Origin of the sequence: Thermococcus eurythermalis, from assembly GCF_000769655.1 — an archaeon.
In the GTDB taxonomy this organism is placed as follows: Archaea; Methanobacteriota_B; Thermococci; order Thermococcales; family Thermococcaceae; genus Thermococcus; species Thermococcus eurythermalis.
The window spans coordinates 530,218-544,139 of the sequence record NZ_CP008887.1; the positions used below are offsets into that span (position 1 = coordinate 530,218).

Sequence of the window (13,922 nt, forward strand, 5' to 3'; positions counted from 1 at the left end):
AACCAAAGCGGGATGATAATCATGGACGTGTTCCTGGAGCTGGCGCTGATACTCGTAGTTGCAAAGCTGTTCGGCTACCTCACAGTTCGCTTTGGGTTTCCTGCGGCCCTCGGCCAGCTGATTGGTGGCATTTTAATAGGTCCGTCACTGTTAAACTTGGTGGCATATGATGAAGGAATTAAACTAATCGCTGAGCTCGGCGTCGTCATGCTGCTTTTCCTGGCAGGCCTCGAAACCGACATCGAGGAGTTCAAAAACGTCGGTGTTCCCGCCTTCATAGTGGCAGTTCTTGGCGTTATAATCCCATTTATTCTTGGGTACGTCAGTGCCCTTGCATGGGGGTATTCCCACCTCCAGGCACTATTCTTGGGTGGAATTCTGACTGCCACGAGCGTCGGTCTGACAACGAGCATCCTTATGGAGATGAAAAAGCTCCGTACAAGGGTCGGCACAACGATTCTCGCGGCTGCCGTCGTTGACGACGTCCTTGGTATCATAATTTTAACGGTTCTCGTCGCCATGAACACAAAGGGGAGCGTTTATCCCGTGGACGTCCTTATAATCCTCGGTGAAGTTGTCCTCTTTTTCATCCTTGGTCTCCTCCTTGGCAGTCCCGCGGTAAAGGAAGCCCTGAGGGCGTCTGAGAGAATAAACCTGCCGGAGACGGTAACGGCCTTTGCAATAGCCATAATGCTCATTTTTGCCTACATCGCCGAGCGGTTCCAGCTGGCGGGCATAACGGGCGCTTACCTTGCCGGCCTCATTGTGGCGGGCAGTGCCGAGGCGAGAGAAATCACCAGCAAGACCCTGACCATCGGCTACTCGCTATTTATACCAGTCTTTCTCGTCAGCATAGGCATTGAGACCAACGTCCACGTCTTGGCCCACGTAGGGGCCTTTGCAGGACTCTACGCGGTTATGGCGATAGTTGGAAAAATTATCGGCTGTGGAATTGGTGGAGTGCTCACAGGGTTTAAGGCTCGGGAAGCCCTTCAGGTTGGGGTTGGCATGGTTCCGAGAATGGAGGTGGCCCTTATAATGGCCAACATAGGCCTCCGGGAGGGCGTCTTTGACAGGGGGACGTTCTCGATACCCGTCAGCATGGTGATAATAACGACGCTGGTTACTCCTTTCCTCCTGAAGTGGGCCTTTTCGAGGGAATAGGGGCGATAGCATGGAGATACTCCTCCTGATAGCGGTAATGCTTGCAACGGCGAAGCTGATGGGCTATATCTTCGAAAGGTTTGGCCAGCCTGTGGTTCTGGGCCAGATATTTGGGGGCCTGTTGATTGGCATATTCTTCGAGACGAACGAGGTTATAAGCCAGTTTGCCAACCTTGGAGTCCTGTTGCTCCTCTTCATAGCGGGCCTTGAGAGCGAGCTGGAGGAGTTCAAGCGCGTCGGGAAGCAGAGCGTTGTAGTTGCAGGGGTAGGTGTTCTCGTTTCTTTTCTCCTCGGCTTTGCCGTCGCTTACTTTTTCGTCCCCCTCCACGAGGCCGTCCTCTACGGCGCCATGATGACGCCGACGAGCGTGAGCATAACGGTGAAGGTATTAATGGAGCTCAGAAAGCTCAACACGCGCGAGGGGACGACGATTCTCGCGGCTGCCGTCGTTGACGATATCCTTGGAATTCTCGTACTCACGGTGGCAATCTCGATTATAAAGGGCGGGAGCGTTGACTACTCCAGCCTCCTTGAGGTCATTATCTCTGTTTCATTGCTCCTCTTTTTCTTCCTCTACTTCGGGCCCGGCCTCGCGGACGGGGCTTTTCGCTTTATCTCGCGCATAGACCTTCCTGAGAGCGAGACTGCCTTTGCCCTGGTCTTCCTTATCGTCTTCGCATACTTGGCCGAGCACCTGAACCTCGCTTCAATACTTGGAGCGTACCTCACGGGCCTCGCACTCGGCCAGAGCTCCAAGAAGAAGGCGATAATGGACCATATGAACGTCCTCGGCTACTCCCTCTTCATTCCACTGTTCTTTGTTGAGGTGGGCATGAGAATAGAGCTTGGCTACATACCTCACGCTGGCCTCTTCGCCGTCCTGTACACCATCATGGCCATAGTGAGCAAAATAGTTGGATGTGGCCTCGGTGCAAGGCTTGCCGGCTTTGACTGGGCGTCCTCTCTCAGAATCGGTGTTGGAATGGTTCCCAGAATGGGCGTCGAGCTGGCGATGCTCGCCGTTGCGATGTCGAGCGGTGTAATCGGTTCGGACGCACTAACCGTGGCCATTCTCATGGTGTTCGTGACGACGGTGATAACGCCGCCCCTGCTTAAGACTGTGTTTTCCGCGGGACACTGATGTGCACATCTTTACGTTCATTTGTGTTGTTTTTATTATATCTAGGCACGATATTGGTCACAAAATTTTATAATTGCAACTTTTTGTTACTATAATCGAGTTATGGGGGTGGTGAAAATGGAGGCAAGGTCATTTGGAGAGTTTTCCCGCATCATGAGGGCCTCAGAGAAAGACATCATTGAAGCAGTCAAGGTGGTGCGGCTTCGACCTCGCATGCCCTGATTGCGGTTCAAGAGATGTCGTCAGGATAGGCTATTTGGACAGGGGTAGCTTCAGGGTTCAGCGCTTTCAGTGCAAGCGCTGTGGCAGAACATTCACGGAACTCGAAGACACGCCCTTTAAGGGGGTTCATGACCCAAAAGCCCTTGTGGCGGTGGCGTATCTCCGCCTCAGAGCTGGCTTGAAGGAGTCTGCCATAGCCAAATTGCTGGGGATGTCGTATCCCTCTGTTAAAAGACTATCAATAAGAGCGTACAAGCACAGGAAGTTCTTGGAGCGGGTGCTGGACGTGTTACTAAAGGCTCGTTCGTAAGGTCTCTTGAAAGAATGTTGTTGGGCATTTTGTTTTTTCATTCTTTGTCTTCGGATCTTGTGTGTTTTGAGTTTTTTTGTTTTTCATATTATGATATGCTGGTTTTGATTCCAGTTTGAACGTTAAACTTGCAACATTTTTTGAGCTTCCGTTTAATAGGTAATGTTTTTTGATTAAAACAATAATTATCGTTAAATATTTCCATAATTTCATTTCAAGAAATCACAATAAAACCTAAAAAATATAAACAGAATTAGGCTCGTCTGGGTGAAATTATGGCGTCGATGGACTCTCTGAGGGAGCTTGAGCAAATTCTCTCTATCCCTGAAGAAGTAATTATCAGAAGGGCATCAACACTAGTTCCCCCAAAGTGCCCTGTCTGTGGCTCAACATCACTTGTGAGAATCGGCGGCGTGGTTAAAGCTAACGGTTTAAGGATTCAGCGATTCAGGTGCAAGTCCTGCGGTAGGACGTTCACTGAGCTGGAAGGGACTCCTCTAAAGGGGCTTCATGATTTGAAATTCTCGTTGGTAGTTGCGTATCTTTATTTGTGTTTAAAGGTGGAACCAGGGGCAATAGCCAAGATGACAGGTCGTTCCTTTTCTACGGTATCTAGACTCGTGGGGCGGGTAAAAAATCATAGAAGCTTCTTTGTCAAATTGTTAGAATCTTTGGGTGTTACAGTTGGTACTAGGTGCAAGGTCTAATAAAAAACTTTGTTGAACCTCTATTTTATTATATTGTCTGGGTGTTGTCTCTAACTCTAAAGGTTTCAGTTTTGACCTTTGGACATTTTATTTTTAAACTATTGAGCATTACTAAACAGTTTTTTAAACTATTTACTTTGTGTTTTATTTTGTAAGATTTTCAATTGATTTTGAATTGGATTGGATAGTTTATGTAACTAAAATATGCAAAAACATTTAAAAATAGCACATTCTTTCCAAAATTTTGAGAAGGGGGGTGTATTGAATGGGTATCGCGAAGATAGTAATGAGTCAAAAGGCGAGTGTGCTAATAGAACATACTTCCGAGGACATAGTTGGGTATGTGTTGGTTAAGCTTCTTAGAGATGTCTTTGAATGCTGCGGAGATTCCCAAATAGACTTAGTCGTGACTGACTTCTTTGACGCCTTTTCAGTGTATCTCTACCACGCGGAGCTTTTGGGTATGGATACCGACTTTATCAGCAACATCTCGGTAATCAAAGTTGGGGGTAAGATAAACGTTGGAAACGTCCTTCAAACAGTGCCTATCTCCCCATATCCCGTTTACAAGGTTCGCTACGAGGAAGCGCTGTCTAGGATATTGAGGAGCGATGACAATAACAGAGTCAAACTCAACATACAAGTAGGTATTGACATGATTATGAACCTCTTCGACAAAAAGGAGCTGATTGAGCAGATACACGACATAGGCAGACAAATAATACAGAACAAAGATGTTATCAACGTGGTCTTTATTAACTCCGAATCAGTGGGACAGGCTTCTTTTGAGGCCCTTCCCCTCCTAAGGCTAATGTTTCCGATTGTCCTCCAACTCGAAAGGGGCGGAGAGGGATTTGTTGTAAAGAAAAGCGTTTTCCCAGAACTCAGGGGAATAAAGGGAGAGGTGTGAGCCATGGACTTCAGAAGGAAGCTTTTCATGGCTATTGCCATTCCCCTGGTTCTTGTAGTTCTCAGCGCCATTATCGTCCAGCAGATTGCTATGAAGCAGCTTACAGGGGCCCTAGCGTCTGCAGGAGCCTCTGTGCAGGCTGTCCTCAGCTCACACAGGCGTATCCTCTGGATGAACATAGGGATAATGGCACTCACTGCCCTTGTGTCGGGCGGGATAGCCTTCAAGCTGATGGGCTCCGCCCTTGAACCGGTAGTTGAAATGACACGCGTTGCGAACGCGATTTCTGAGGGCCGGCTCAAAGAAGCGGAGCAGATGATAGGGAGAATCCGCTACCGTGAAAATGATGAGATAGGTAGGCTTCTTGAGGCTTTCAAAGTAATTTCGACAGATGTTCTTGAGACCCTTGAACTCATAGCTGAAAGAATGGAGAAAATATCCCAAGGCGACATAACTGAAGAGTTAACGGCCCACGCTAAGGGTGACTTTGAGGAAATTCTCAACTCAATGCGTTCTGCGATAGTGAATCTGAAGAGCCTTATGGTGACTGTCAAGGAGCTTGCTACGACTCTTGAGAACCGGGCTGACGACCTCACTAAGATTACATCTGAGATAAGTGAAGCTGTAGGTCAGGTCGCTGAGGCCATTAGTCAGGTCAGTACAGAGGCGCAGAGACAGCAGGAGAGCATCACAATGATAACGGACAGCGTTAACATGACTGCGGACTTGACTAGGAAGACTATGGAGGCCGTTGAGGAGTTCAGTGGTATTGTAGAGGAAGTTCTTAACATAGCCAGGGAAGGTGAGGAGAACGGACAGCGGGCCATTTCTCAGATTGGGCAGATTCAGAGCTCAATGCGCTCTATAAGTGAGGCTGTCTCAGAGGTTGCCGACAGGAGCAGGCATATTGACGAGATAATAAACGCAATCAGCTCAATTGCGGAGCAGACTAACCTTCTGGCACTCAATGCGGCCGTTGAAGCGGCGCGGGCGGGTGATGCTGGGAAAGGATTTGCCGTCGTTGCCGAGGAGATCAGGAATCTAGCGGAGGAGAGCAAACGGGCGGCTGAGAAGATAAAGGAGATAGTTAACGAAATCCAGGACAAAGTGGAGAACGCCGTAATTGAGACAAAGAACGGCTCAAGGGTCATAGACGAGTCTGTGGACTTCCTGAGGGAGACCGTTGGTTACCTGGTCAATATCAGCGAGCTCTTGAAGGACGTCGAGGAGCGCTTCTCGGGGCTTAAGTCTGAGATAGGGCGGACGAACGAGGAGATGGAAGAGGCCAAGAAGGCCCTTGAGAACCTTGCCGCGAGTGCCGAAGAAACAACTGCCAGCGCCGAGGAGGTCAGTGCGAGTGCTGAGGAGCAGGCCTCTGCCCTGGAGGAAGTCAGGAGGAACATCCTTGAACTGAGACAGATAGTTGGAGAGCTCAGGCACGCCGTGGAGTTCATAAGAGCCTGAACGGGGGATACTATGCCGCGCGTTAATGGTGTGGATGTGGTCAGTGAGCTCATTGTAGAGAGCGTAGAAAACGGTTCGGTAACCTCAATACTCTATGACGCCTACTCCCTTGGTTGGACACTCGGGTTCGAAATTCTCAGGGCCCTCGTAGAGGAGGATTTTTTTGGCGTTGTTCACAACTACTCCCTTCCTGTCCCTCGACTTATTTCCCGGGCATCTTTTGCGGGACTTAATATTCCCGAGCTAGCCAAGCAAGGATTTCTGAAGATTGTTGACCTCTTTGGGTCTCGCTATAACATTCCACCTTTTGATGACTATGTTATCAGGGTTGATAATCCAACAGAAGATACCCTAGCGCCCAAAATAGAAAAAATCTACCGAGACGTTATATACCCCCTTTCTGAAGGCAAAGGAATAATTAAGCTGATATATACCCTCGATGGTACTGTGGTAATGTTCGGGGAGAAGGCAACTCTCAAGCTTCTGAACTCTGAAGTTGCATTTCTTGCCAGAGAGTCACTCAACAGAACGATATCAACAATACTCCTTGTTAACACAGACGTTGTTTCCGAGCGTCTTGTTGCGTGGGTTTCAAGCATCTCTGACACAATGGTAGCTTTCAAGTCTAGCATAAAAGATGATACGCTTGTTGAGAGAATGGTCGTACTCAAAACTCCAAGTCCGAGCTTTGAACCCCATGACCTACGACTTCAGGCTCTCGACGAAAAATGGGAAAATGCACCATCTCCGCTTTGAAAAGCTCGACTAGCTCGGCCAACCGAGTGCTCATCATACCTCAGACAGTGCCGGTCTCGTCATCGCTTGTTCAATATGAGGGGTAGCTTTTTAAATCGCTTTCCCCAGCTCCGAATATGAGTGAACTGTCAACCATACTGAGCTCCGCACTGCTGATGCTCATCATGATAGACCCGAGCGATAAGATACTCCTCGTCAGCTTTCTGCGCGAGGACTTCCACATAGAGGACATTAAAGCCCTCATCATAAGGGCCAACCTTATAGGTTTCCTTCTCCTGGCGAGCTTCGCCGTGGCCGGCCAGATAATTCTGCGGGAGATTTTCCACATAGACATAAACGCCCTGAAGGTTGCTGGGGGCTTCGTTCTCTTCAAGATAGGTCTGGAAGCGCTGGAAGGCGGCGGAATGTTCACGCTGAAGAGGGAGCGCGACATACTCGCTCTAGCCGCCGTTCCCGTTGCGATGCCCCTGATAGCCGGTCCCGCCGCGATAACTGCCGCCATCACCCTCACGGCCGAGTATGGCTACCTCGTTTCCCTTTCGGCCACTGCCATAGCGATAGCTATCGTTGCCATCTCGATGTTTGTTGCGCTTTACATGATGAAGTCGGTCAATAAGACGTTCCTGAGCGTCACGATAAGGATAATCGGTCTCTTCATAATGGCCATTGGGGCTCAAATGATGGTCGAGGGCGTCGTCGGGATATACCTCCTCATGACATCTTCTGGATGAACGTCAAACCTTGTCGGGATAACCTTTTAACTTCTCCCTCCTCTCTTCTGAAAAGGTGAGAGAAATGAAAGTTGAGCGCGTTAAGGGGACGAGGGACTTTTTACCAGGAGAGATGGCGAAGAGGAGATGGGTGCTTGACAAGATTCGCGAAACCTTTGAGCGTTATAACTTTCACGAGGTCTTAACGCCCACTTTTGAATACACTGACCTCTTTAGGCTCAGGAGCGGTGAGGAAGTCGTTAAACAGCTCTACGCCTTCCTCGACAAGGGGGGTAGGGACATCTCCCTGAGGCCGGACATGACTTCGAGCGTCGCGAGGCTCTACGTCTCATCTTTCCAAACGGCTCCGAAGCCCATCAAGTGGTACTACATCGCCAACATGTTCCGCTACGAGGAACCACAGAGCGGCCGCTACCGTGAGTTCTGGCAGGCGGGCGTTGAGCTCATCGGGAGCGATAAGGTCGAGGCCGATGCTGAGGTAATCGCGCTCTTCACAGAGAGCTACCTCGCCACAGGCCTTGAGGACTTCACAGTGAACGTCGGTGACAGAATTCTGCTCGACGAGTTCGCCAAGATGCTCAGCGTCAAAGACGACATCGGGCTCATGAGGCTCATAGACAAGAAGGACAAGCTTACCCAAGAGGAGTTCGTTAAAGCTTTGAAAGACTTTGGGCTGGACGATGAGGGCGTCGAGAAAGTCCTCTCGCTGATTGAAATAAAGGGCGAGCCGAACGAGGTTCTCCCGAAGGCGGAAGAGCTCTTCACGAGCGAGAAGGCTAAAGAAGAAATCAAGCGCCTCTACGAGCTGGTTGACCTGCTCGACGCCTATGGAGTCTCGAAATGGATTAGGATTGACCTCGGAATAGCGCGCGGTTTTGACTACTACACGAGCGTCGTCTTCGAGGCGATAGCGCCGAACGACCTCGGAATCGGCTCGATAGGCGGCGGTGGAAGGTACGACAACCTCATCGAGGTCTTCGGTGGCAAGCCGACGCCAGCGACGGGTTTCGCAATAGGCGTTGAGAGGCTCATTCCAATCCTCGAATGGAAGGGCCTAATTCCGGAGCCGAAGCTGAGACCCGACGTCTACGTGATTCCAATCGGAAACGAGGCTGAGCTCAAAAAGACCGCAGTTGATGTGGTTTCGGCCCTCAGGAGGGCTGGCGTTAAGGCCGACGTTGAGCTGACCGGCAGAAAGCTTAGGAAGGCCCTTGACTATGCTGGAAGGCTCGGTGTCCCCTACGTCGTACTCATCGGTAAGAGAGACCTCGCCGAGGGCAGGGTGACTATAAGGGACATGGAGAGCGGAGAACAGAGGGCCGTGGAGAAGGAGAGGGTTGTGGAAGAAGTGCTGGCCCTTCTGGGCCTCTGAACTCATTTCTTAACTTCAACTCTAAACTCTCTGGCCTTTCTTTTCATCTTCCCCGCCTCAAACTTTCTCACGAAGGGAGGGCAGGAGCGCTACTTCAGGTATATCCAGACCACCCCTTTCTATGGTTCTGTGTAGTGTGAGAAGTATAAAAAAGTGTGGAGGACTCAGGCCTCCCTTCTGACGTCCTCGAAGTACGCTATTACCCTCTCTGCCATTTCCCTGGAGCGTATCCGTACGCTCACCTCGTGGTTCCAGTACAGGGCGCTCTCGCTCCAGTTGTGGCTCCCGATGAAAACTATTTCGCCGTCAACAACTATGACCTTTGCGTGGAGGGTCGTTTGGGGTGAGTCAAAGGAAACATCTACTCCGTTGGAGCGGAGGTACTCGTAGGCCTCCCTGTTGTCTTCGAGGCTGTCTTCAAGGAGCACGTGGACTTCGACGCCCCTTCTCCTGGCGCTGACGAGGGCCCGTATGAGGTCGTTGGCCCAGTCAAAGCTGTCCCCTGGGTCGTACTTCATCAAGAACATCATAACGTATACACTCTCCCTGGAGTTATCTATTGCACTTATGGCCCTGCGGTAGTACTCTTCGTCAGGCAGAAGCTCAACGCTTGTAGTGTTGCCGGACATGTTTTCAAGCCGCTCCCTGCAGGACTCCAGCTCCGCCGTTGTCTCCCTCAGTTTCTCCCGGGTTCTGGCTAGGTCGTCCTCGCATGCCTTCAAGCTTTTGCTTGTATTCCTCTGGCTTTCAACTTCCACTAGGCAGGCTTTGTAGCTCTCGCTGAGGTTTTTTAGTCTCTCCATCGTCTGGTTAAGGGCCTGCTGGAGTAGCAGTACCTGGCTATTGCACTTTGAGAGGTTCTCGGCAAGCTCCATCTCCGAGCTCCTGTTCTCCACGGGGACGATTTTAGTGGTCGTTGTTGTCTCTGTAACTGTCCTGTTCTTCTCGACGGTGACCGTCCCTGCGTTCTCAACTGTTTTCCCGCCGAGGCACCCTGCAGTGAGGAGTACCGCGGCGACTACTAACACCAGCACGTAGTTTTTTGCCCTCATGGGGCGACCGTCCCCCGTGACATTTAAATAAATTACTTGCGGGTGAATAGTTGCCGTATAGTTGCCGTTTGGGATGATGAGTCTGGAGCCCCCTGAGCGGTGAGGAGGTTTCGCGGGGCTGACCGAGATGATAAAGAGGAAAATCTGCCGCGAGTACATCGAGGAGATTGAGAGGCTTGAGCGCTCCATCCGCGAGCTTGAGGAGGAGATAATAGAGCTTAGAATGCAGCTCAGGAGGAAGACCGAGGAAGCTACAAACCTGAGCATCGAGAACGCCAGCCTGAGGCACAAGGTTGAAATGATGGAGAGGCGCGAAAGACAGCTGTTTGAGCTCCTCCAAAAGCTCAAGGTTCCGCTTGTGTACATAAATGAAGAGGAGTTCGAGGACGTGGACGTTGACCTTTCCCTTGACTCAAAGGAGTGAGGGAAAGGTTAATTAGGAGCTCCCCTCTTTTTAGGTCAGCTTAAGGGGTGATGCTAATGAGCATGGACATGACCACGAGAATGTTCAAAGAGGAAGGATGGATTAGAAAGCAGTGCCCCAAGTGCGGCAAGTACTTCTGGACGCTCGACCCTGACAGGGAGACCTGCGGCGACCCGCCGTGTGACGAGTACGGGTTCATCGGAAAGCCGGGCATTCCGAAGAAGTACACCCTCGACGAGATGCGCGAGAAGTTCCTGAGCTTCTTTGAGAAGCACGGCCACGGAAGGGTGAATCGCTACCCGGTTCTTCCGCGCTGGAGAGACGACGTCCTGCTCGTTGGAGCGAGCATAATGGACTTCCAGCCGTGGGTAATCAGCGGTGAGGCCGACCCTCCAGCCAACCCGCTCACCATAAGTCAGCCCTCGATAAGGTTCACAGACATTGACAACGTCGGAATAACGGGCAGACACTTCACGATTTTCGAGATGATGGCCCACCACGCCTTCAACTACCCGGGCAAGCCAATCTACTGGATGGACGAGACCGTTGAGCTGGCCTTCGAGTTCTTCACGAAGGAGCTCGGCATGAAGCCAGAGGACATCACCTTCAAGGAGAACCCCTGGGCTGGTGGAGGAAACGCCGGGCCGGCGTTCGAGGTGCTCTACCGCGGTCTTGAGGTTGCAACGCTCGTCTTCATGCAGTACAAGAAGGCCCCCGAAAACGCCGACCCGAGCCAGGTGGTTGAGATAAAGGGCGACTACTACGTCCCGATGGAGACCCGCGTTGTTGACACCGGCTACGGCCTTGAGAGGCTCGTCTGGATGAGCCACGGAACGCCTACCGCTTACGACGCCGTCCTCGGCTATGTCATCGAGCCCCTGAAGAAGATGGCCGGCGTTGAAAAGATAGACGAGAGAATTCTGATGGAGAACTCCCGCCTCGCTGGAATATTCGACATCGAGGACATGGGCGACCTGCGTTACCTCCGCGAGCAGGTGGCGAAGCGCGTCGGCATAACCGTCGAGGAGCTTGAGAAGGCCGTTAGGCCCTACGAGCTCATCTACGCCATAGCCGACCACACCAAGGCCCTGACATTCATGCTCGCCGACGGTGTAATCCCGTCCAACGTTAAGGCAGGCTATTTAGCTAGGCTCCTCATAAGGAAGAGCATAAGACATCTGAGGGAGCTCGGCCTCGAAGTTCCGCTCGCTGAAATCGTCGCGATGCACATAAAGGAGCTCTCACCGACGTTCCCCGAGTTCAAGGAGATGGAAGATGTTATTCTCGACATAATCAACGTCGAGGAGAAGCGCTATCAGGAGACCCTCAAGAGGGGAAGCGACCTCGTCAAGCGCGAGATAGCGAAGCTCAAGAAGAAGGGCATCAACGAGCTCCCGCTTGAGAAGCTGATACTGTTCTACGAGAGCCACGGCCTTACCCCTGAGATAGTGGCAGAAGTGGCGCAGAAAGAGGGCATAACGGTCGAGATTCCGGACAACTTCTACACGCTCGTGGCTAAACAGGCCGAGAAAACCGAGAAGAAGACCGCCGCTGAATACGTCGTTGACTTCGAGCTGGTCAAGGATTTGCCCGAGACGAGGACGCTCTACTACGAGGACCCGTTCATGAAGGAGTTCGATGCCGAGGTTCTCAAGGTCATAGACGACTGGGTCGTGCTCAACCAGACGGCCCTCTATCCGGAGGGTGGCGGTCAGCCCTACGACACCGGAACGCTTGAGGTTAACGGAGAGGAAGTCAGGGTCACCAACGTCCAGAAGGTCGGGAGGGTAATCCTCCACAGGGTCGAGAGGCCGGAGCTCTTCAAGCCGGGCGTTAAAGTTCACGGGAAGCTCGACTGGGACAGGAGAATACAGCACATGCGCCACCACACGGGAACGCACGTCCTCATGGGAGCTCTCGTCAGAGTCTTAGGAAAGCACGTCTGGCAAGCTGGAAGTCAGCTCCACACCGACTGGGCGAGGCTGGACATAAGTCACTACAAGCGCATCACCGAGGAGGAACTTAGAGAAATCGAGCGCCTCGCCAACCGCGTCGTCATGGAGAACAGGGAGGTGACCTGGGAGTGGCTTCCGAGGACCGAAGCAGAAATGAAGTACGGCTTCCGCCTCTACCAGGGTGGCGTCGTTCCCGGAAGAACGATAAGGGTCGTTAAAATAGAGGACTGGGACGTTCAGGCCTGTGGTGGAACGCACCTGCCGAACACCGGTCTAATAGGCCCGATTAAGATCCTGAGGACCGAGCGCATACAGGACGGCGTTGAGAGAATAATATTCGCCGCCGGAGAGGCCGCTGTTGACTGGATGCAAGAGACGGAGAGGCTCCTCAAGAAGACCGCTGAAATCTTCCGCGTTCCAGTGGAGAAGGTGCCAGAAACCGCGGAGAGGTTCTTCAACGAGTGGAAGGAGGCCAGGAAGGAGGTCGAGAAGCTCAGGAAAGAGTTAGCCAAGCTCCTCGTCTACGAGCTCGAAGACAAGGCCGAGAAGGTCGGCGGGGTGGAGTTCATAGGTGCAGTTGTCGAGGGCACGATGGACGACCTCCGCGAGGCCGCCAACAGGCTCAGGAAGGAGAAGAGGGTTGTAGTCCTCATCAGCAGGGAGGGCCACTTTGTCGTTGCCGTTGGCGACGGCCTTGACCTTAAGGCTGAGGAGCTGGCGAAAATAATAACCTCCGTCGCTGGCGGTGGCGGTGGCGGAAGGAAAGAGCTCGCCCAGGGCAGGATAAAGAACCCGCTGAAGGCCGAGGAGGCGATAGAGGAGGTCAAGAAGAGGCTCGGGTGAGCTTTGGTGAATGTCCTTTGAGAAGCCGTTATCTTTTTAAATCCTCTCTCTAACTTTTCTCGGTTGAAATGAGGGACGGCCTTAGAATAGTCCGCGAGTTCTTCGAGGTTCAGAGGGCGATCTTTTTCAGCTACCGCTGGGATGTGGTCAGCTATCTGATAGGCCTTCTAATCCAGGTTGTGGTGATGGGGATATTCGCCAGTCTGGTGACTATAAATGCGAACATCGAGCAGTACGGAACCGACTCATTCCTACAGTTCTTTCTGATAGGCTTCATCGTGCATAACATAATATTCCTTCCGCGGGGTAGCCTTTCCAAGCTCCTGATTGGGCGGAGCTTCCCAATGCTCTACGCCTCTCCAGCAGGAATGGTGGCGATCTTCGTGGGGATAAACGCTTGGAACGTCGTCTGGAGCCTTATGATAATGGGTCTGATAACGGCAGTCTTCGTTTTCTTCTACGGCTTGGTCATACACATCAACCTCGGTGCTTTGCTTGTTATCCTCGCGGGCTTCACCCTCACTTTCGCCCTTGAACTTTTTTCAGCGGGCTTTCGGGCCGCAACTAAAGCCAGACAGGATCCCATAAACTGGTTTCTGAACCTCACGTCTCAGCTCGTTAGTGGTCTTTACTTTCCACCCCAAGTTCTCCCTTGGTGGCTCCAGCCTATTTCCAAGATACACCCCGAGAGGTACATTCTTGAGATGGCCAGGCTGACTATGGGCGGGGGCTATTCAGTGTCCCAGATCTGGCCCAGCTTCGTTAACCTCGTCATCACCACTGGGGTCATGCTGGTCGTTGGCGTAGCGATGTTCCGCTGGGGGGTCGGCAAGGCGATGCAACTGGGCACCCTCGGGCACGTCTGAGGTGG

Annotated in this window: 12 protein-coding genes and 1 pseudogene; 12 read left to right on the plus strand and 1 reads right to left on the minus strand. The window is 51.9% G+C overall.

What is annotated here, in order from left to right; genetic code table 11:
* Positions 1-21: 21 nt before the first annotated feature.
* The 9 genes and pseudogenes from TEU_RS02835 to hisS all read left to right on the plus strand — a co-directional run bounded on the left by TEU_RS02835 (position 22) and on the right by hisS (position 8,777).
* The gene (locus TEU_RS02835; RefSeq protein WP_050002351.1) at positions 22-1,164 is read left to right on the plus strand and encodes a cation:proton antiporter; all 1,143 of its coding nucleotides are present in this window, start codon (positions 22-24) and stop codon (positions 1,162-1,164) included.
* Positions 1,165-1,174: 10 nt separating this feature from the next.
* Positions 1,175-2,305: a cation:proton antiporter gene (locus TEU_RS02840; RefSeq protein ID WP_050002352.1), complete on the plus strand. Its 1,131-nt coding sequence runs from the start codon at positions 1,175-1,177 to the stop codon at positions 2,303-2,305.
* A gap of 178 nt (positions 2,306-2,483) precedes the next feature.
* Positions 2,484-2,837 (plus strand): IS1/IS1595 family N-terminal zinc-binding domain-containing protein, encoded by a 354-nt coding sequence (locus tag TEU_RS02845; protein WP_144244801.1) that lies wholly within the window; start codon positions 2,484-2,486, stop codon positions 2,835-2,837.
* Positions 2,838-3,208: 371 nt separating this feature from the next.
* Positions 3,209-3,346 (plus strand): annotated as a pseudogene (locus TEU_RS12100) (transposase); the annotation flags it as partial.
* A gap of 463 nt (positions 3,347-3,809) precedes the next feature.
* A complete protein-coding gene (locus tag TEU_RS02855; protein ID WP_050002354.1) occupies positions 3,810-4,454 on the plus strand; it encodes a DUF257 family protein in 645 nt (214 codons plus the stop codon).
* 3 nt (positions 4,455-4,457) lie between these two features.
* Positions 4,458-5,918 carry a methyl-accepting chemotaxis protein gene (locus TEU_RS02860; protein ID WP_050002355.1) on the plus strand — a complete coding sequence of 487 codons (1,461 nt, stop codon included), beginning with the start codon at positions 4,458-4,460 and terminating at the stop codon, positions 5,916-5,918.
* Positions 5,919-5,954: 36 nt separating this feature from the next.
* The gene (locus TEU_RS02865) at positions 5,955-6,674 is read left to right on the plus strand and encodes a hypothetical protein (RefSeq protein WP_144244802.1); all 720 of its coding nucleotides are present in this window, start codon (positions 5,955-5,957) and stop codon (positions 6,672-6,674) included.
* A 116-nt stretch (positions 6,675-6,790) separates the two neighbouring features.
* On the plus strand, positions 6,791-7,405 hold the full coding sequence (locus TEU_RS02870) for a MarC family protein (protein WP_050002357.1): 615 nt from the start codon (positions 6,791-6,793) through the stop codon (positions 7,403-7,405).
* 64 nt (positions 7,406-7,469) lie between these two features.
* Positions 7,470-8,777 carry a histidine--tRNA ligase gene (gene hisS / locus TEU_RS02875; RefSeq protein ID WP_050002358.1) on the plus strand — a complete coding sequence of 436 codons (1,308 nt, stop codon included), beginning with the start codon at positions 7,470-7,472 and terminating at the stop codon, positions 8,775-8,777.
* A 164-nt stretch (positions 8,778-8,941) separates the two neighbouring features.
* Here hisS and TEU_RS02880 read toward each other — a convergent pair whose 3' ends face one another.
* On the minus strand, positions 8,942-9,829 hold the full coding sequence (locus tag TEU_RS02880) for a phospholipase D-like domain-containing protein (RefSeq protein WP_050002359.1): 888 nt from the start codon (positions 9,827-9,829) through the stop codon (positions 8,942-8,944).
* Positions 9,830-9,956: 127 nt separating this feature from the next.
* Between TEU_RS02880 and TEU_RS02885 the strand changes: the two genes are divergently transcribed.
* The 3 genes from TEU_RS02885 (at position 9,957) to TEU_RS02895 (ending at position 13,917) form a co-directional block, all read left to right on the plus strand.
* A complete protein-coding gene (locus TEU_RS02885; RefSeq protein WP_050002360.1) occupies positions 9,957-10,253 on the plus strand; it encodes a hypothetical protein in 297 nt (98 codons plus the stop codon).
* A 56-nt stretch (positions 10,254-10,309) separates the two neighbouring features.
* Positions 10,310-13,051, plus strand: coding sequence for an alanine--tRNA ligase (gene alaS / locus TEU_RS02890; RefSeq protein ID WP_050002361.1), 2,742 nt, complete (start codon positions 10,310-10,312; stop codon positions 13,049-13,051).
* 68 nt (positions 13,052-13,119) lie between these two features.
* A complete protein-coding gene (locus tag TEU_RS02895) occupies positions 13,120-13,917 on the plus strand; it encodes an ABC transporter permease (protein WP_050002362.1) in 798 nt (265 codons plus the stop codon).
* The last annotated feature ends 5 nt before the right edge of the window (positions 13,918-13,922 follow it).